The organism is Vibrio agarivorans, assembly GCF_030409635.1.
Taxonomy (GTDB): Bacteria; Pseudomonadota; Gammaproteobacteria; order Enterobacterales; family Vibrionaceae; genus Vibrio; species Vibrio agarivorans.
This window is the reverse complement of record NZ_JAUFQF010000004.1, coordinates 454188-473379: the sequence shown is the minus strand read 5'-3', so window position 1 is coordinate 473379 and position 19192 is coordinate 454188. Positions and strand designations below refer to the sequence as shown.

General features: G+C 47.1%; 13 protein-coding genes. 11 read left to right on the top strand and 2 right to left on the bottom strand.

The annotated features are described in order from the left end of the window. The first annotated feature begins 31 nt into the window (after nucleotides 1-31). The 3 genes from recO to acpS are packed head-to-tail and all read left to right on the top strand — an operon-like array spanning nucleotide 32 to nucleotide 1879. Nucleotides 32-754 carry a DNA repair protein RecO gene (gene recO / locus QWZ05_RS10490; RefSeq protein ID WP_290298310.1) on the top strand — a complete coding sequence of 241 codons (723 nt, stop codon included), beginning with the start codon at nucleotides 32-34 and terminating at the stop codon, nucleotides 752-754. Next, a complete protein-coding gene (gene pdxJ, locus QWZ05_RS10485) occupies nucleotides 751-1488 on the top strand; it encodes a pyridoxine 5'-phosphate synthase (RefSeq protein WP_264874739.1) in 738 nt (245 codons plus the stop codon). The genes recO and pdxJ overlap by 4 nt, the downstream gene beginning before the upstream one ends. A gap of 13 nt (nucleotides 1489-1501) precedes the next feature. Continuing rightward, the gene (acpS, locus tag QWZ05_RS10480; RefSeq protein WP_290298308.1) at nucleotides 1502-1879 is read left to right on the top strand and encodes a holo-ACP synthase; all 378 of its coding nucleotides are present in this window, start codon (nucleotides 1502-1504) and stop codon (nucleotides 1877-1879) included. A gap of 85 nt (nucleotides 1880-1964) precedes the next feature. Here acpS and barA read toward each other — a convergent pair whose 3' ends face one another. Beyond that, nucleotides 1965-4754: a two-component sensor histidine kinase BarA gene (barA, locus tag QWZ05_RS10475; RefSeq protein WP_290298306.1), complete on the bottom strand. Its 2790-nt coding sequence runs from the start codon at nucleotides 4752-4754 to the stop codon at nucleotides 1965-1967. Between the two features lie 184 nt (nucleotides 4755-4938). Here barA and rlmD point away from each other — a divergent pair, with 184 nt between their 5' ends. The 6 genes from rlmD to QWZ05_RS10445 all read left to right on the top strand — a co-directional run bounded on the left by rlmD (nucleotide 4939) and on the right by QWZ05_RS10445 (nucleotide 15352). After that, a complete protein-coding gene (gene rlmD / locus QWZ05_RS10470) occupies nucleotides 4939-6255 on the top strand; it encodes a 23S rRNA (uracil(1939)-C(5))-methyltransferase RlmD (RefSeq protein ID WP_264874742.1) in 1317 nt (438 codons plus the stop codon). Between the two features lie 49 nt (nucleotides 6256-6304). Further along, complete coding sequence (gene relA / locus QWZ05_RS10465; protein WP_290298303.1) at nucleotides 6305-8524, top strand: GTP diphosphokinase; 2220 nt, start codon at nucleotides 6305-6307, stop codon at nucleotides 8522-8524. Nucleotides 8525-8607: 83 nt separating this feature from the next. After that, nucleotides 8608-9405 carry a nucleoside triphosphate pyrophosphohydrolase gene (mazG, locus tag QWZ05_RS10460; RefSeq protein ID WP_290298301.1) on the top strand — a complete coding sequence of 266 codons (798 nt, stop codon included), beginning with the start codon at nucleotides 8608-8610 and terminating at the stop codon, nucleotides 9403-9405. A gap of 172 nt (nucleotides 9406-9577) precedes the next feature. Then, nucleotides 9578-11218 carry a CTP synthase gene (pyrG, locus tag QWZ05_RS10455; RefSeq protein ID WP_264874745.1) on the top strand — a complete coding sequence of 547 codons (1641 nt, stop codon included), beginning with the start codon at nucleotides 9578-9580 and terminating at the stop codon, nucleotides 11216-11218. 79 nt (nucleotides 11219-11297) lie between these two features. Then, nucleotides 11298-12599 carry a phosphopyruvate hydratase gene (gene eno, locus QWZ05_RS10450; RefSeq protein ID WP_264874746.1) on the top strand — a complete coding sequence of 434 codons (1302 nt, stop codon included), beginning with the start codon at nucleotides 11298-11300 and terminating at the stop codon, nucleotides 12597-12599. A 1379-nt stretch (nucleotides 12600-13978) separates the two neighbouring features. After that, nucleotides 13979-15352, top strand: coding sequence for an L-cystine transporter (locus QWZ05_RS10445; protein ID WP_290298298.1), 1374 nt, complete (start codon nucleotides 13979-13981; stop codon nucleotides 15350-15352). A 35-nt stretch (nucleotides 15353-15387) separates the two neighbouring features. On the opposite strand, the gene QWZ05_RS10440 is transcribed toward QWZ05_RS10445, so the two are convergent. Continuing rightward, entirely contained in the window at nucleotides 15388-16611 is a 1224-nt protein-coding gene (locus QWZ05_RS10440) for a multifunctional CCA addition/repair protein (RefSeq protein WP_264874748.1), read from the bottom strand. Nucleotides 16612-16700: 89 nt separating this feature from the next. On the opposite strand from QWZ05_RS10440, the gene QWZ05_RS10435 reads away from it, so the two are divergent. Then, nucleotides 16701-18308: an ExeA family protein gene (locus QWZ05_RS10435; protein WP_290298295.1), complete on the top strand. Its 1608-nt coding sequence runs from the start codon at nucleotides 16701-16703 to the stop codon at nucleotides 18306-18308. Next, nucleotides 18309-19118 carry a general secretion pathway protein GspB gene (locus QWZ05_RS10430; RefSeq protein ID WP_290298294.1) on the top strand — a complete coding sequence of 270 codons (810 nt, stop codon included), beginning with the start codon at nucleotides 18309-18311 and terminating at the stop codon, nucleotides 19116-19118. The last annotated feature ends 74 nt before the right edge of the window (nucleotides 19119-19192 follow it).

Here is a 19192-nt window from a genome sequence, read left to right as displayed (position 1 = left end):
TTTTTTGTGCATGTTTTCAGTGGATTAATCAATGTTTGATGGTTTACAACGCTGTTTTGTTTTACACCGCCGCCCTTACAGCGAATCGAGCCTGATTCTCGATGTGTTTAGTGAGGAGCACGGGCGTATTACATTGATGTCGAAAGGTGCACGCAGCAAACGCTCTAACTTAAAAGGGGCGTTACAGCCATTTACACCGCTGCTACTAAAGTGGTCAGGCAAAGGCTCAATGAAGACACTGCGCCAAGCTGAGCCTATCAGCCTTGGCTTGCCGCTTTCCGGGATTAACCTCTATTCCGCCATGTACGTCAATGAGTTAGTTGGCAGAGTGCTAGCCGCAGAAGTGCCTATGCCAGCACTGTTTCATGACTACTTACACGCCCTAACGGAGTTGGCTCAGGCAACAAACCCAGAGCCAGCACTCAGACGTTTTGAGTTAGCCTTGCTATCTGCGATGGGGTATGGCGTTGATTTCATGCATTGTGCTGGCACAGGAGAGCCTGTTGAGCCAGAGATGGCCTATCGTTACCGAGAAGAGAAGGGCTTTATTGCCTCGGTTCGTCGTGACAATCTGACCTTTCTTGGTAATGAGCTAATTGCGATTAGTGAACGTAGATTTACGACAAAAGAACAACTTAAAGCCGCAAAGCGCTTTACACGTATAGCGTTAAAGCCGTATCTTGGCGGAAAACCATTAAAGAGCCGGGAGTTGTTTATCTCAACACTTCCCAAAGCACGGAGTATAGGAAAATGAGTTCGATTTATTTAGGCGTTAATATTGATCATATAGCGACCCTTCGTAATGCCCGCGGAACTAAGTACCCTGATCCTGTCCATGCCGCTGAAATTGCTGAGCGTGCTGGTGCCGATGGCATCACTATCCACCTACGTGAAGATCGTCGTCATATCCTAGACCGCGATGTGCGAATTCTGCGCGAAACGATTCAAACGCGCATGAACCTAGAGATGGCAGTGACAGACGAAATGGTTGAAATTGCCCTGCAAACACAACCTGAATACGTGTGCCTAGTTCCTGAGAAGCGTGAAGAGCTAACGACAGAAGGTGGTCTTGATGTGGTGGGTCAACTCGACAAAATCAAAGCTGCCACAGAGAAGTTGAGTGCCGCTGGTATTAAGGTTTCGCTATTTATCGATGCAGACCGCCAACAGATTGATGCTGCGAAAGCATGTGGTGCCCCATACATTGAGCTGCACACTGGTCACTATGCCGATGCGACGTCGGACGAAGATCAGCAAGATGAACTGAAGAAGATTGCGGCAGGCGCAAGCTACGCTCACGATCTGGGAATTACTGTTAATGCAGGCCATGGTCTGACGTATCACAACGTAGCACCTATTGCCGCACTGCCTGAAATCTACGAATTGAACATTGGCCATTCCATCATTGGTCGAGCGGTGTTTGATGGTCTTGATAAAGCTGTCGCGGACATGAAAGCCATCATGCTTGATGCGCGTAAGTCAGCTTAAATAAGGTTGTATTATGCCAGTTGTCGGCTTAGGAACGGATATCGTTGAGATTGAGCGTATTGAAACGGCGTTAGAGCGCAGCAATGCACTGGCTAAACGAGTCTTATCTGCGAGTGAATTCACCGTGTTTGAGGTTAGCAAGCAACCTGCGCGTTTCTTGGCTAAACGGTTTGCTGTTAAAGAAGCGGCTGCGAAAGCCCTAGGGACAGGTATTGCGCGCGGTGTCAGCTTTCAAGACTTTACCGTCAGTAATGATGAGTTAGGTAAACCAGAGCTGACATTAACCGGAGTGGCTCAACAGTTTGCCGATTCTCTCGGCGCTCATGCCGCGCTGGTGACTATCGCAGATGAAAAGCGCTATGCGGTCGCTACGGTGATCCTTGAGTCCTAGCCTTTTTGTTCACGAGTGATATAAAAAAACTCTGCCGAAATAAGCAGAGTTTTTTTGTTTTTATCTTCTTTTCGTTCGTTTTTCGTTAGGTGAGATAAGGTTGCGCTGCCGCAATCACTTTCTCCATCTCATCTTGCAGCTCAAATAACTCAGGTTCCAAATCTTCGATAGTCATTTCTAAGCGCAACCCTTTTTCTAGTTCAGCACACACCTTTTTCAAGCGTGGAACCCCACTGTATGAACAACTGCCATTGAGTTTATGTACGTAATGCAGCAGGTCATATTGCTGCTCTGTGTCTGGCTCCAATACACTATCAACCACGGTGATGACCTCAGGAATAAAGGCCACCAACATCTGCAGCATGTCTTTGGCGAGATCTTCCTTGTTGGCCGATTGTTTGAGGGCGAGCTGCCAGTCGATAATGAGATCCTGTCGGCTGGTCTGTGGCTTTGCAGGGGAGGCTTTGGTTTCGCTAGTCTCATGCTCGAGCGGCAGCATCATTACCTGACTCTCATCAGTGTTTGGATTCCAGCGAACGAGCACCTGTTGCAATATGTGTTCTTCAATCGGTTTGGTGAGGTAGTCATCCATACCTGCCTTGAGTAAGCGGTCGCGCTCGCCTTGCATGGCATGAGCAGTCACAGCCACGATAGGCGTATCCTTGTTGAGCTCTGAGGCTTTGATGGCATTACACGCTGTGACGCCATCCATTCTTGGCATCTGAATGTCCATCAAGATGATATCGAACTTCTCTTGTTGGGCATATTCGACAGCCTCAATGCCATCATTACAGGTGATGACGGTTTTCACACGCTCTTTGAGTAGAGCCGTAATCAATTTCAAGTTTGCAGGGTTGTCATCAACCGCCATAACCGTTAAAGGCATCAGTTGTTGTGGTTCGCGTATTATCGGTTGTGGCAGAGCTAACTCTGGCTGTTGCACAAGCAAGTTCTGTAGCAGTTTTCTGCGTGAGAGTGGCTTGGCGATGCACTGCACGTTGAGCTCAGAGGTGATTTGGTTAGCGAGTGCTAACTCCGTACTCGGCAGGCCAATAGTGACGTGTGTGGCGAGTGTTTTCGCGAGTTTTATTTGCTCACTGACTTCATCGAAGGTGTGCGAATGATCGGGTGCAAAGTTAATGATCGCATAGTCAAAAGTGCCACTTTCACTTGGCATCGTCGAGCGGTAGTTCACTTGCAAGCCTGCAGTGGAGAGCGTTTGCTGCAATACTGTTGCTGCCTGCATGTTTGGCTCAACCAATAATAAGCTACGACCTAAGAGGCTGTCAGTTTCAACCAGATCAGACACTGGCATATCTGTTGTTGCAAGACGAAGGGTATACCAGAAGGTTGAGCCTTGGTGCAGACGACTGGTTAAGCTGATTTCCCCTCCCATGTAACTCACGAGTTTTTGGGTGATAACCAAACCTAATCCTGTGCCACCATAGCGGCGAGATATACTGGCATCCGCCTGAGAGAAAGCTTGGAACAACTGCGCTTGTTGACGCTCAGAGATGCCGATACCTGTGTCACGCACCATAAATTGCAGCTCTATTGCATCTTCTTTTTGAGAGCGAAGCTCAACGCTGATATCGATGTTACCGCGCTCGGTAAACTTGATGGAGTTGCCGACCAAGTTCGTCAGCACTTGTTGAATACGTAGCGGGTCTCCGATCACCCCTACAGGGATTTTCGGGTCAATCTTCAGTGTCAGCTCAAGGCCTTTCTCATGGGCGGAGGTCGCTTGCAGACTAACGACTTCGTCGAGGCTCTCTTGGAAATCAAACGGAATGTTCTCAAGCGCCAGCTTACCGGCTTCGAGTTTAGAGAAGTCGAGAATATCGTTAATGATACTCAATAGGTTGTTGGCCGATTTTTCAATAGTTTGAAGGTAGTCAGTTTGGCTAGGTGTTAGCTGGGTTTTTAGCATTTGACGAGCAAAGCCGATCACACCATTGAGTGGTGTGCGTAGCTCGTGTGACATATTAGCCAAAAACTCTGATTTTACGCGGGCGGCTTCTTGGGCGCGTTTTTTCGCGATATCGAGTTCAACGTTCTGTATCTCAAGCTGCTCCAAGGTTTCGCGCAAATCGGAGGTGGCCTGATCGATACTGTGTTGCATCTCGGTATGGTAAGCAGACAAAGATTCCGCCATTGCGTTAATACCGTTTTTCAACGAGTCGAGTTCACCGTGCATCTTGCCATCAATTCGCACATCGACATGACCACGGCGAATACGATCCACCACGCGGCGCATGTGATCAATTGGTCGGGTCACGTCGTGCATCAAGCGAATCGCAAAGGCGGTCGATAGGGCTATACCAAGGATCATTACCGCTATCGCAATGATGATTTCACGATATTGCTGCAATCGTAGAGGCGAGAGATCGAGTTCCATCGAGACATAGCCCAGCGCTTGCGCATCGTGTTCGTTGAGGTCTGGTATCGCCACAAAACGGGTTTCGGGAATGATAGGGGCACGCAAGATGAGTGTGTTGTCGTCTATTTGAATCGAAGGCAATAGAGGGATTAACTCATTGCTATCATAGGTGAGAGACTGAAACTGCGGGTGAAAGTTTGAGGTCACAAAAAGCTCATGCCTCGAGTCAAACACCGCAATACTGCGGACAAACTTAGAATTTTTACGATGGGCATAACTGATAATACGTCTGACCGATTCACGGCTTTGCGTCACCATGCCATCTTCACTGGCAATAGCCAGAGGCTCAACGATACTTAAGCCAGAGTTGATTACCTGTCGTTCCAAATCGTGGTAACGAGTGAAGGAGAAAAAACCACACAGTAGAATACCTATGATAAGTGTGGGGGCTAGGGTGAGTGTTATTACCCGTGCACGTAAGCCATATCGCGTCATTATTCTCTAAACTTCACCGGTTGGATGTGGGACAATAGTATGGCATGTGGTTATTGCAATGGTAAAAACCGCCATCGAAACATTCACATGCCGTTAAGCATTTATATCACAGATATACGTAGAGCGGATCGATTTGCGCTTGCGTGTATGACACCAAACGCATCCTTACAATCAGGCAACACTTATGGCGCGTATTTTCCAAGCAAAGAAAAAGACTCCTCTTAACACCAAGCACTTTGAGGTCAAAGTAGACAAAATTGACCATCACGGCACCGGTATCGCTTTTCACAATCGTAAACCCGTATTTATCGATGGTGCGTTGCCAGACGAAAAAGTGTTGATTCAATTGGTAGAAGAGAAGAGTAAGTTTGCTAAAGCGAAGCTGATCAAAGTGCTCAAACCGAGTGATAAGCGTATTCAGCCATTCTGCCCGCATTATGCGCAATGTGGAGGGTGTAATATGCAGCACCTTTCAAGCGATGACCAACGTGACTACAAAGCTTTGGCCTTATCTGGTCTATTCAAAAAGCTTGCTAAGCAAGAGTTACCGTTGTCTGAAACGCTCTCTGACGAGACGCCAGATTACCGCCGTCGTGTACGCTTCAGTGTTTTCTGGGACAAAAAGCTAAAGCAACTGAGTTTTGGTTTTCGTAAAAAGCAGAGTAAGCAGATTGTCGATATTGATGCTTGCCCAATTCTAGCCAATGAGCTCAATGCACTTTTGCCGTCACTCCAAGCTTGTCTGAGTCAATTTCAACACCCGGAGCGCCTAGGGCACGTTGAGTTAGTGAAAGGTGATAATACCAATATTGTGTTGGTTAGAACGATCAAAGCGCTTGGTGAGAAAGACAGAGAGCAACTTGCAGCTTGCTGCCAGTCACTGAATGTCACGCTTTACCTTCATCAAGGCGATGAAGCCCTAGAGCGAGTGTTTGGAGAGGTAGGGCATTATTTAGAAGCGGGTGTTACGATTCCTTTTGAACCTGTGAACTTTATTCAGGTCAATAAGAAGGTCAATGAGAAAATGGTCGCTCAAGCCTTAGATTGGCTCTCCCTTAATTCGAATGATCGTGTGCTTGACCTGTTCTGTGGTTTGGGCAACTTCAGCTTACCAATCGCTAAAAAAGTGAAAAGTGTCATCGGAGTTGAAGGGGTGCAGTCGATGGTGGACAAAGCCACTGATAATGCCCAACTTAACCAGCTAGATAATGTGGCTTTCTATCAGGCGAACCTTGAACAGGATATTTCCCACAAAGCGTGGGCAGAGCAGCAGTTCGACAAAGTGCTGCTTGACCCAGCAAGGGCTGGCGCAACAGGTATCGTAGATCACATTGCGAAGCTTGGCGCTCAACGAGTGGTGTATGTTTCATGCAATCCTGCTACTCTTGCCAGGGACAGTCAGAGCTTGTTGGCTCAGGGCTTTACAATGACACGATTGGGGATGTTGGACATGTTCCCTCACACCAGTCACCTAGAGTCGATGGCATTGTTTGAGCGATAAAAAAATAACAGCGAATTGAACTCGCGTAGATACAAAATAGGAATTTGAAATGGTTGCGGTACGAAGTGCGCATTTAAACCAAGATACTGAGTTTGAGCTCGATACGTGGATCACGAGCTTAAAACAGCCCCCAAAAATAGCGAACGCGCTTAAGAGCACTTATCAGCTGTGTGAAACGCTGGTGGAAGGACATGAACAAGGTGCCTTGTTACTGTGGCGCGGGCGCGAAATGAATGAAATCTTGGTCACTTTGTCAATGGATAAAGCCACCCTGATAGCGGCGCAGTTGTTCCCTGTCGTTTCTAGTGGCTTGTTTGAGCAAGAGCAGCTGGAAGAAAAATACGGCAAAGAGATCGTTAAGATGATTGAGGGTGTCGATGAGATGGCAGCCCTTGGTCAATTAAACGTGACCTTGGAAGGCAGCGCGGCATCCTCACAAGTCGATAACGTTCGTCGTATGCTGCTAGCAATGGTGGATGACTTCCGAGCGGTGGTGATTAAGCTTGCGGAGCGCATCACCAACCTTATTGAAGTAAAGAAAGCGCCCGATGAAGTGCGTCGCGCGGCCGCAAAAGAGTGTGCCAACATTTACGCGCCGCTGGCAAACCGTTTAGGTATCGGTCAGCTCAAGTGGGAGATCGAAGATTACGCCTTCCGCTACCAACAACCTGACACCTATAAGCAGATAGCAAAACAGCTTTCTGAGCGCCGTATTGTGCGCGAGCAGTACATCAAAGACTTTGTTGACGACCTCACGTCAGAGATGAAAGTGTCTAATATCCAAGCTGAAGTCAGTGGCCGACCAAAACATATCTACAGCATTTGGCGCAAAATGCAGAAGAAAAGCCTTGCCTTTGATGAGCTTTTTGACGTGCGTGCCGTGCGTATTATCGCCGATAAACTGCAAGACTGTTACGCAGCGCTTGGCGTGGTGCATACCAAATATAAACATTTGCCAAGCGAGTTTGATGACTATGTCGCCAATCCCAAGCCAAATGGCTACCAGTCTATCCATACCGTAGTCTTAGGGCCGGAAGGCAAAACCATCGAGATTCAAATTCGCACCAAACAGATGCATGAAGACTCTGAGCTAGGTGTTGCTGCACACTGGAAATATAAAGAGGGTGGCAGTGGCCGCAGTGGTTATGATGAGAAGATCACTTGGCTACGCAAACTCCTCGATTGGCAAGAAGAGATGTCAGACTCGGGCGAGATGTTGGATGAGCTTCGCAGCCAGGTGTTTGATGATCGCGTTTATGCCTTTACGCCACGTGGGGATGTGGTTGACTTGCCAATGGGGGCGACGCCACTTGATTTTGCCTACCATATTCACTCTGAAGTGGGGCACCGTTGTATCGGCGCGAAAGTGGCAGGACGCATTGTTCCGTTTACGCATAAATTAGCGATGGGGGATCAGGTTGAGATCATCACCGCTAAAGAGCCAAACCCTTCACGCGATTGGCTAAACCCATCAATGGGCTTTGTCACATCAGGACGTGCACGTGCGAAGATCAATGCTTGGTTCCGCAAACAGAGTCGCGAGAAGAACCTTGAAGCAGGACGAGAGATCCTTGAAGTCGAGCTAGTTAAGATTGGTGCCACGCTTAAAGATGCCGAGCGATATGCTCTCAAGCGTTTTAACGTCAATACTCCAGATGAGCTCTATGTCGGTGTTGGCAGTGGTGACTTAAAGATCAATCAGATCATTAACCACATCAATGCCCTTGTGAACAAACCAACGGCAGAAGAAGAAGACAAACAAGCACTTGAGAAGCTGCAAGAGGCAGAAAACCGATCACCAGCCCAAAGCCAACCTAAAAAAGATGCGGTTGTAGTTGAGGGGGTGGATAACTTGATGACCCACCTGGCACGTTGCTGTCAGCCGATTCCTGGTGATGCGATTAAAGGATATATCACTCAAGGTCGCGGTATTTCGGTACACCGTGCAGATTGTGAGCAGCTCGAAGAGCTGAGTCATCACGCCCCAGAGCGCATTATCGATACGGTATGGGGTGGTGGCTTTATTGGCTCATATACCCTTACCGTTCGTGTTGAGGCGATGGAGCGCGGCGGCCTGCTAAAAGATATTACTTCTCTGTTTGCCAATGAGAAAATTAAGATCAATAGCATGAAGAGCCGGGTCGACTATCGCAGTCAAATGTCGATCATGGACTTTGATCTTGAAGTGACCAACGTTGAGGTACTGTCACGAGTAACAAAACGTGTCGAGCAGATTAAAGACGTCATGTCAGTAAAACGCTTAGGATAAGCCTGCTATTCTCATGAATAACAGAAGCAATCTAGAAGGTGAGTAGCAGCGCTGCTCACCTTTTTCTTTAGAGGAAAAGAACAATGAGTCACCCAATTGAACAGCTTGAAACCATCATGGCAACGTTGCGTCATCCACAAGATGGTTGCCCGTGGGACATTAAACAAACTTTTGACACCATTGTACCGCATACCATCGAAGAGACTTATGAAGTGGTGGATGCGATTCATAACCGTGATTGGTCAAACCTAAAAGAAGAGTTAGGGGATCTACTGTTTCAAGTGATCTTCTATAGCCAGATGGCAAAAGAGCAGGGACTTTTTGATTTCTCTGATGTAGTGGAGGGGGTGAATGAGAAACTCACACGACGCCACCCGCACGTTTTTTCTGATGCTGAATTTGTTTCAGATGAAGAAATTAATGCCAACTGGGAGGCCGAAAAGGCAAAAGAGAAAGCGCAAGTAGGCAAATCAGAACAAAGTATTCTAGACTCAATACCAGCTTCTCTACCGGCTCTTTTGTGTGCTACAAAGATTCAGAAGAAATGTGCGAAAGTTGGGTTTGATTGGAATTCGCTAGGGCCTGTTGTCGATAAGGTTCAGGAAGAGATTAACGAGGTGATGGAAGAGGCGCTGCAAGTTACCCCAGAGCCTGAAAAGATTGAGTTAGAGCTGGGTGATTTGATGTTTGCTGTTGTTAACTTAGCGCGCCATTTGGATACCAACCCAGAGGTGGCGTTAGGCAAGGCAAATCGTAAGTTCATCGAGCGATTTAAGGGCGTTGAAATAATGGCGAATAAACGGGGTAAGTCATTGCAAGACTACAACCTGGATGAACTTGAAGCGTTTTGGGTTGAGGTAAAGAATCAAAGTCGAGAATAAGACGCAATCAAGGCACTGTTAAAGCAGCTCGGTGCGCGAGTTTGATTTGAAGCAAAAAATTTAAAATTGCAGTGTGATAGATTTCACGTTGTGGCGGTTAGGGTCTTCTGGTATATTTTCGTCCCGTCCAGATGAATTCCATTTCCCTCATTCAACCAATTTCAGGTTAAACATGACGACAAATTACATTTTTGTTACTGGCGGGGTTGTATCCTCTCTAGGTAAAGGTATTGCAGCAGCATCGCTTGCGGCTATTTTAGAAGCTCGTGGTCTTAAAGTGACTATGATGAAGCTTGACCCTTACATCAACGTTGACCCAGGCACAATGAGCCCTACTCAACATGGTGAAGTGTTCGTTACGGAAGATGGCGCTGAAACTGACCTTGACCTTGGTCACTATGAGCGATTCATTCGCACCAAGATGACCAAGCGTAACAACTTCACTGCAGGTCGTGTTTACTCTGACGTTTTAGCGAAAGAACGTCGCGGTGATTACCTAGGTGCAACTATTCAGGTAATCCCTCACATCACTAACTCAATCAAAGACCGCGTAATCGCAGGCTCTGAAGGTCACGACGTGGCTATCGTTGAGGTTGGTGGTACTGTGGGCGATATCGAGTCACTGCCATTTATGGAAGCGATTCGTCAGCTTGCTGTAGAGCTAGGTCGTGAGCGTGCAATGTTTATGCACCTTACACTGGTTCCTTACCTAGCAGCAGCAGGTGAAGTTAAAACGAAACCGACACAGCACTCTGTAAAAGAGCTTCTGTCTATCGGTATCCAACCAGATATTCTAGTTTGCCGCTCTGATCGTATGATCCCTGCAAACGAGCGTAAGAAGATCGCTCTGTTCTGTAACGTGTCTGAGAAAGCGGTAATCTCAATGAAGGACGTAGATTCTATCTACAAGATCCCTCAACTAATTAAATCTCAAGGTCTAGACGACCTAGTTTGTACACGTTTTGGCATCACTGCACCAGAAGCAGATCTTTCTGAGTGGGAGCAAGTGATCTATGAAGAAGCGAACCCAACGGGTGAAGTAACGATTGGTATGGTCGGTAAGTACATTGAACTGCCAGATGCATACAAATCAGTCAACGAAGCTCTGAAGCACGCGGGTCTTAAGAACCGTTTAAGTGTGAATATCAAGTACGTTGATTCACAAGACGTAGAGAGCAAAGGTGATGAAGCGCTAGCTGGCCTAGACGCTATCCTTGTACCGGGTGGCTTTGGTGACCGTGGTGTTGAAGGTAAGATCCTTGCAGCGAAATACGCTCGTGAAAACAAAGTACCGTACCTTGGCATCTGTCTAGGTATGCAAGTTGCTCTTATCGAGTACGCACGCAATGTTGCGGGTCTTGAAGGCGCGCATTCAACAGAATTTAACAAAGAGACCAAGTACCCTGTGGTAGGCTTGATCACTGAGTGGGTCGACGGCGAAGGTAAAGTTGAAGAGCGTACAGAAACCTCTGATCTAGGTGGTACAATGCGTCTAGGTTCACAGCTTTGTCACCTAGAAAAAGGTACCAAAGCTCGTGAGCTTTACGGTAGCGCAACGATTCATGAGCGTCACCGTCACCGTTACGAAGTGAACAACCTACTTCGTCCACAGATTGAAAAAGCAGGTCTTAAAGTTTCTGGTCTGTCAGCAGACAAGAAACTAGTGGAAATGATTGAGAACCCAGATCACCCATGGTTTGTGGCAGCTCAGTTCCACCCAGAATTTACCTCGACGCCTCGCGATGGTCATCCGCTATTCGCTGGCTTCGTAAAAGCTGCTGGTCAAAACCAGCGCGGTGAATTTGAGAAGTAATTAAAAAGGACACAGGCGACAGCGGGATTTGCTGTTGCCTTTTAGTTTGACATTTAATTTAAAACGAGAGGAAACATTAATGTCTAAGATCGTTAAAGTTCTAGGTCGTGAAATCATCGACTCACGTGGTAACCCAACTGTAGAAGCTGAAGTACACCTAGAAGGCGGTTTCGTAGGTATGGCGGCAGCTCCATCTGGCGCATCTACTGGTTCTCGCGAAGCTCTTGAGCTACGTGACGGTGACAAAGCACGTTTCCTAGGTAAAGGTGTTCTTAAAGCAGTTGAAGCTGTAAACGGCGCAATCGCTGAAGCACTAGTTGGTAAAGACGCGAAAGCTCAAGCTGACATCGACCAAGTTATGATCGACCTAGACGGCACTGAGAACAAATCTAAGTTCGGTGCTAACGCAATCCTAGCTGTATCTCTAGCAAACGCGAAAGCAGCTGCTGCAGCTAAAGGCATGCCTCTATTCGAACACATCGCTGAACTAAACGGTACAGCTGGTCAGTTCTCTATGCCTCTACCAATGATGAACATCATCAACGGTGGTGAGCACGCAGACAACAACGTTGACATCCAAGAGTTCATGATCCAACCAGTTGGCGCTAAGACTCTTAAAGAAGCTCTACGTATCGGTGCAGAAGTATTCCACAACCTAGCTAAAGTTCTTAAGTCTAAAGGCTACAGCACTGCAGTTGGTGACGAAGGTGGTTTCGCTCCTAACCTTAAGTCTAACGCTGAAGCTCTAGAAGTTATCGCAGAAGCTGTTGCAGCTGCTGGTTACGAACTAGGTAAAGACGTTACTCTAGCTATGGACTGTGCTGCATCTGAGTTCTTCGACAAAGAAGCTGGCATCTACAACATGAAAGGCGAAGGTAAGACTTTCTCTTCTGAAGAGTTCAACCACTACCTAGCTGAGCTAGCTAACCAATTCCCAATCGTTTCTATCGAAGACGGTCTAGACGAGTCTGACTGGGATGGCTTCAAGCACCAAACTGAACTACTAGGTGACAAGCTTCAACTAGTAGGTGACGATCTATTCGTTACTAACACTAAGATCCTTGCTGAAGGTATCGAGAAAGGCGTAGCTAACTCTATCCTTATCAAGTTCAACCAAATCGGTTCTCTAACTGAGACTCTAGCTGCTATCAAGATGGCTAAAGACGCAGGTTACACAGCTGTAATCTCTCACCGTTCTGGCGAAACTGAAGATGCAACTATCGCTGATCTAGCGGTAGGTACTGCTGCAGGTCAAATCAAGACTGGTTCTATGAGCCGTTCTGACCGTGTTGCTAAGTACAACCAACTTATCCGTATCGAGGAAGCTCTAGGTGAGCGCGCTCCTTACAACGGTCTTAAAGAAGTTAAAGGCCAAGCTTAATTCTTAATTGAATTAGCCTAGCTAAATAACTTTTTAAACCCTCGCTTCGGCGAGGGTTTTTGTTTAATGGGGCCTCAAAAAGAACGATGAGCCGTTCTGACCGTGTTGCTGCTATACCTAAAAGAAAGCAACCAACTTATCCGTATCGAGGAAGCTCTAGGTGAGCGCGCTCCTTACAACGGTCTTAAAGAAGTTAAAGGCCAAGCTTAATTCTTAATTGAATTAGCCTAGCTAAATAACTTTTTAAACCCTCGCTTCGGCGAGTTTTTTTGTTTAATGGGGCCTCAAAAAGAACGATGAGCCGTTCTGACCGTGTTGCTGCTATACCTAAAAGAAAGCAACCAACTTATCCCTATCGAGGAAGCTCTAGGTGAGCGCGCTCCTTACAACGGTCTTAAAGAAGTTAAAGGTCAAGCTTAATTCTTCGTTGAATGAGCTTAGCTAAATAACTTTTTAAACCCTCGCTTCGGCGAGGGTTTTTGTTTAATGGGGCCTCAAAAAGAACGATGAGCCGTTCTGACCGTGTTGCTGCTATACCTAAAAGAAAGCAACCAACTTATCCGTATCGAGGAAGCTCTAGGTGAGCGCGCTCCTTACAACGGTCTTAAAGAAGTTAAAGGCCAAGCTTAATTCTTAATTGAATTAGCCTAGCTAAATAACTTTTTAAACCCTCGCTTCGGCGAGGGTTTTTGTTTAATGGGGCCTCAAAAAGAACGATGAGCCGTTCTGACCGTGTTGCTGCTATACCTAAAAGAAAGCAACCAACTTATCCGTATCGAGGAAGCTCTAGGTGAGCGCGCTCCTTACAACGGTCTTAAAGAAGTTAAAGGCCAAGCTTAATTCTTAATTGAATTAGCCTAGCTAAATAACTTTTTAAACCCTCGCTTCGGCGAGGTTTTTTGTTTAATGGGACCTCAAAAAGAACGATGAGCCGTTCTGACCGTGTTGCTGCTATACCTAAAAGAAAGCAACCAACTTATCCGTATCGAGGAAGCTCTAGGTGAGCGCGCTTCTTACAACGGTCTTAAAGAAGTTAAAGGTCAAGCTTAATTCTTCGTTGAATGAGCTTAGCTAAATAACTTTTAAAACCCTCGCTTCGGCGGGGTTTTTTGTTTATTGGGGTTTATAAAGAGAAGGTGAAAGGTCGCTTCGCTTGAAAGTGTGAGGATCTGTTGTTGATACTTCGGTTGCAGGATTTAGGCTGCTCCAACCTCCAACCTCCAACCTCCAACCTCCAACCTCCAACCTCCGCTATCTATAACCAAACCTTCTAACTAATCCCGTTTCCTTCTTTGTGAACTACCTCGTAGCCTGTAGGGTTATTCGTCTCAAATTTAATAATTAGACAAAATAATCGTCAGCGAATAAAAGGATTCACAATGTCTGTAGCAGTGGTGGCAAATTTAGCCGTATTTGCAGCGCTACTTTTCTTTCTTAGCGTTCAGCAAAGAAAAGGAGCAACGCTCTCTCGCCAAGTTTTGATTGGCCTAGTTTTTGGTAGTGCATTTGGTCTTGTTCTTCAGTTAGTTTACGGTGAAGGGCATGATGCTATTGGTGCAAGTCTAGATTGGATTAACGTGGTTGGACGTGGCTACGTTGGTCTTTTGCAGATGATCATCATGCCACTGGTCTTGGTGTCGATGTTTGCTGCCGTTGTGAAATTAGAGAATTCAGCCTCATTAGGTAAGATCAGCGGTTTGACCATCTCAGTGCTGCTGGTGACGACAATGATCTCTGCCTTGATTGGTATTGCAGTCACACAGGGCTTTGGCTTATCTGCTGAAGGTCTGACAGAAGGCGCACGTGAAACGGCGCGCTTGTCGGCATTGGAAGGACGTATGGATCGCGTCAGTGATCTGACGATTCCTCAAATGTTGATCAGCTTTATTCCAACTAACCCATTTGCCGATCTTACAGGGGCACGCTCAACGTCTATCATCGCAGTCGTGATCTTCGGTATTCTATCGGGTATTGCTGCACGCAAAGTTATGGTTGAAAAGCCAGAGCTAGAGTCGCCAATCCGTACTTTTGTTGAAGCGGTTCAATCGATCGTGATGCGCTTGGTTAAGATGATTATGGCGCTAACACCTTATGGTATCGCAGCGCTGATGGCGCGCGTTGTAGCGACATCAAGTGCTACAGACATCCTAAACTTACTTGGCTTTATCGTTGCCTCTTACGTGGCAATTGCATTGATGTTTGTTGTGCACGGCTTGTTGGTCTCTTTGGTGGGCGTTAGTCCGAAAGAGTACTTTAAGAAAATCTGGCCAGTGCTGACGTTTGCGTTTACATCTCGTAGCTCTGCGGCAACTATTCCTTTGAACGTGGAAGCGCAAATCACTAAGCTAAAGGTGCCGCCTGCAATTGCTAACCTATCAGCGTCGTTTGGTGCCACAATTGGCCAAAATGGCTGTGCAGGTATCTATCCAGCTATGCTCGCAGTGATGGTTGCGCCGACAGTGGGTATCAACCCAATGGACATTAACTTTATCTTGTCTTTGGTAGCGATCATCACAATCAGCTCATTTGGTATTGCGGGTGTCGGCGGCGGTGCAACGTTTGCCGCTCTGATAGTTCTTCCTGCAATGGGCTTGCCAGTCACGATTGCTGCGCTACTAATCTCAATTGAACCGCTGATTGATATGGCTCGTACTGCGTTGAACGTATCAGGCGCAATGACTGCCGGTACGATTACCAGTCGTTTGATTAAAGACAAACAGCCGGAAGAGTCACTAACCGAGCAAAATGCGTAAGTCGCATTAGGTGACATATGAACCAAGAGCCAGTATTAGACTGGCTCTTTTGCGTTTTTAATGGCTTCAATACGGCGTTGTTCTAGCTCGGCACGTATCTCAGCTCCCTGAAAACCATCGGCAATCACCGATTGCACATTCACGGCTAAAGCGGATTGGTAAGCGGCTTCGAATAATGCTTTTTGTGGGTACTCAATATCTTCAAACCCTGTCCTTCCGCGGCTGTCTGCCATGCAGCAAAGTAAAATGTCGTTTAAACGCTCCGGCTTACGCCAAACGTCAAACTTATTGAGGATCTTTAATATTGTGGCCGGCTTGAGTTCTGCGGCGCGATGGATATTGGAGTGCTGCTCACAAACCATGACTGCTAAATCGCGAAACTCATTGGGAACTCGAACGCGGTCGCATAATTTTTTAATCAGCTTAACGCCAGTGTGGCAGTGCATTTTGTGACTCGGCCACTCAGATTTTGGGGTGATCCCTTTTCCTAAGTCATGCACTTGTGAGGCGAAGCGCACAGGGAGAGAGTCACTTAGTAGTGCTGCTTGCTCTGCTACCATCAGCGTGTGAATACCCGTATCAATTTCGGGGTGCCACTGCTCTGGTTGAGGAACACCAAACAAGGCATTCAACTCGGGAAGAGCAACTGCAAGTGCGCCACATTCTCGCAGTACTGACAGGAAAATATGCGGGCTTTGTGTCGATAATGATTTATGCCACTCTTGCCATACGCGTTCTGGTGTTAGGTGCTCAAGCTCACCAGAAACGCTGATTTGCTGCATCAGAAGCATAGTTTCATCAGCAATGGTGAAGCCCAAATGTGCGAGCTTTGCGGCAAAGCGAGCTACACGCAGCACGCGCAAAGGGTCTTCGACAAAAGCGCCGGAGACATGGCGTAGTATTCGATTATCGATGTCTTGTTGACCGTTAAATGGGTCATATAAGTTGCCGGCTTCGTCTTGAGCTATGGCATTGATGGTTAGGTCACGGCGCAGTAAGTCTTCCTCAAGCGTGACGTTTTGATCAAAGAAGCATTCAAAGCCAGTGTATCCAGCGCCAGATTTACGTTCTGTTCGCGCTAGGGCGTGCTCTTGTTTGGTTTTAGGATGCAGGAACACGGGAAAGTCTTTACCAACGGCAGTAAAGCCCTGTGAGAGCATTTCTTCAGGGGTGCTTCCAACAACGACCCAATCTTTATCGTAAACAGAAAGGTCGAGGAGTTGGTCACGAACTGCCCCACCAACAAGATATATTTTCACAATGTCCCCTTATAATAAGCGCTTTGACGTTGGCGCTAACGACAACTAATGGTACTTTCCTTAGTTGAACAATGATAGGGAGTTAAGGGATGTATAAAGAATATTTTGGCTTTTCGGAGTGGCCGTTTTCCATCGTCCCCAATTCTCGCTATCTCTATCTTAGTCAACGACACCAAGAAGCGATTGCCTATCTGAAATCCGGCCTGACATCGGGCGGCGGTATGGCGATGCTGACCGGTGAGGTGGGTACAGGGAAAACAACCGTGGCTAAGTCCATGTTATCCAACCTCGATAGTGCCACCAAGGCGGGATTAATCCTTAACCCAACCTTCTCGTCGATTGAGCTATTGCAAGCTGTGTGTGATGAATACGCGATAGAGTACGCCGCGAATGCAAGCCTGAAAGACCTCTCGCAAGCCATTCATCACTACTTATTGGCTAACCATGCACAAGGGGTTCAAACACTGCTTGTGATTGATGAGGCGCAGCACCTCGCGCCAGATGTGCTCGAACAACTTCGACTAATTACCAATTTAGAAACAGAGAGTCAAAAACTGCTGAAAGTTCTGCTGGTAGGGCAACCTGAACTGCAGCAAAAACTGCAGTGGCCACAGCTGCGCCAGTTGGCGCAACGCATCACTGGCCGTTACCATTTATTGCCGCTAGATGCCGATGAAACGGACGCGTATATCCGTTTTCGTTTAGCGACAGCGGGCGGTTCAGTGACTCTATTCTCAAAGAAAATGGTGAGTGTGATAGCTCGTTACACGCAAGGAATACCAAGGCTCATCAACCTCGTATGTGATGAGAGCTTAAAAATGGCACATCATGCAGGAATGCCAGCGTTAACCGTCAATCTTGTTACACAGGCTTGTGAATCGGTTATGGCTTATCAGATGCCAAGCACGCATTTGCAACCAAGCAAAGCCGTTAATCATGGCTGGAAATATGCAGCAGCATTGGCTATCGGATGCAGTATCGCGTATGCCGCACTACCGAATATAGAGCGTTTTACTCAGCAGCAATTAGCACAAGTGATACCAGTCATAGACAGTGAGCCTCAGGTTGAAATCGTCGAGCAGATAGCGCTCGCAAGTGAAGCGAAGGCGACGATTAGTCAAGGGCTTACGGTAGAGGGCGCGCTTCGAGATCTTTATCAAACATGGGGCTATCGTGCGTCTATGTTTGATACCTTATGTTTAGAAGAGTCTGATTCAGTGATGAATTGCCGCATGGCCTTGGGCACAATCAAAGATGTGATTGATATCAACATGCCAGTGGTATTGACCTTGCGCCTTGATGGGCAAAAGCGTTTTGCTGTTCTCAATCAATTAACGACAGAGTCATTTGTATTGCTAATCGATGATAAAGAGCTGACATTGCCGCTAGAGTGGCTTGGGCAACTGTGGACGGGTGAATATCGTTATCTGTGGATGAGTCAGTTTGATGAGACGTTGCGCCAGGGTATGCAAGGTGAGTCGATCGAGGCTCTGAACAGTAAATTAGCGGCAGTGTTCGGTGAGCAAGTGGAAAGTAAGCGTGTTTTTGATGACAGCCTAAAACGTCGTGTGGAAGCGTTTCAACGCTGGCAGGGGATGGCAGTCGATGGTATTGCGGGTAAGCAAACACTCACTCGCTTGGATCTTATGACCCAGGCTCAAGCGCCAACACTGATTGTTGATCAGGAGGTGATGTAAATGTCGCAAGTATTAAACGCCTTACAGCGTTCAGAGCAAGAGCACTACACACAGGCATCAACCTCGTCTTATGCGCCTGTTCAAGCTCTGGCAACGGCTCCGCGCTTTTCTTGGCCTCTTGCAAGCTTCGCGTTGTTGCTCCCGAGCTTATGCTCGATCGCTTACTTTGGCGCTCAATACGTTCAAGACTACCGTGTTCATAGTAGTCTTCAATCTCAGCAAGAGGTTGAGGTTGTCCAGCAGATAGAGCGTATTGATGTGGCATATACTCTTTCTCAGGTAGCACCTCTGCAAGCGCTCGTCAGCGTGCCTAAAAAACCTGCTGTTGCTCATCATCAAAGTGATTCATACAGTTTATTGCCAGAAACTGAATCGAATATACCACCAGTGACCTCGCCGAGTGGGGCGGAGGTTATTGCTGATGATCCGTTAGCTAACCTTGATTTGAGTCAGCTATCCCCAGAGATAGCTCAGCGCCTGCAGTCAGTGATGTCGCAGCCGTCAACCACAAATGAACCCACGTCAAACACCTCTACTCAGATAGCGACAACACCATCACAACAGCGTGTTATCGCTTTGGCGCAAAACAGTAACGATTATTATGGGCGATTGCCTGCAATGAATTTTCAAACCCATGTCTATTCACGCGCAGAGGATAAGCGCTGGGTTAAGATTAATGATGTTGAATACATGCAAGGGGATGAGTTGAATGGGGGCGTGGTGCTGGAAAGTATAGAGCCACAATCATGTGTGATTCGCTTCGAAGGTGAGCGCTTACGTATACCAGCCCTGTATGACTGGAAAGGCTAACGTATTTTGCTGTCTGCGGACAACTCTCTGCGGACAAATAGATAAAAAAATGGTCGCATTTCGCGACCATTTTT

Bases quoted from the DNA above. Each gene is read 5' to 3' on its own strand.
- rlmD (WP_264874742.1), top strand. From the start codon at position 4,939: ATGGCGCGTATTTTCCAAGCAAAGAAAAAGACTCCTCTTAACACCAAG.
- recO (WP_290298310.1), top strand. From the start codon at position 32: ATGTTTGATGGTTTACAACGCTGTTTTGTTTTACACCGCCGCCCTTAC.
- QWZ05_RS10430 (WP_290298294.1), top strand. From the start codon at position 18,309: ATGTCGCAAGTATTAAACGCCTTACAGCGTTCAGAGCAAGAGCACTAC.
- mazG (WP_290298301.1), top strand. From the start codon at position 8,608: ATGAGTCACCCAATTGAACAGCTTGAAACCATCATGGCAACGTTGCGT.
- QWZ05_RS10435 (WP_290298295.1), top strand. From the start codon at position 16,701: ATGTATAAAGAATATTTTGGCTTTTCGGAGTGGCCGTTTTCCATCGTC.
- pdxJ (WP_264874739.1), top strand. From the start codon at position 751: ATGAGTTCGATTTATTTAGGCGTTAATATTGATCATATAGCGACCCTT.
- QWZ05_RS10445 (WP_290298298.1), top strand. From the start codon at position 13,979: ATGTCTGTAGCAGTGGTGGCAAATTTAGCCGTATTTGCAGCGCTACTT.
- pyrG (WP_264874745.1), top strand. From the start codon at position 9,578: ATGACGACAAATTACATTTTTGTTACTGGCGGGGTTGTATCCTCTCTA.
- acpS (WP_290298308.1), top strand. From the start codon at position 1,502: ATGCCAGTTGTCGGCTTAGGAACGGATATCGTTGAGATTGAGCGTATT.
- eno (WP_264874746.1), top strand. From the start codon at position 11,298: ATGTCTAAGATCGTTAAAGTTCTAGGTCGTGAAATCATCGACTCACGT.
- barA (WP_290298306.1), bottom strand. From the start codon at position 4,754: ATGACGCGATATGGCTTACGTGCACGGGTAATAACACTCACCCTAGCC.
- relA (WP_290298303.1), top strand. From the start codon at position 6,305: ATGGTTGCGGTACGAAGTGCGCATTTAAACCAAGATACTGAGTTTGAG.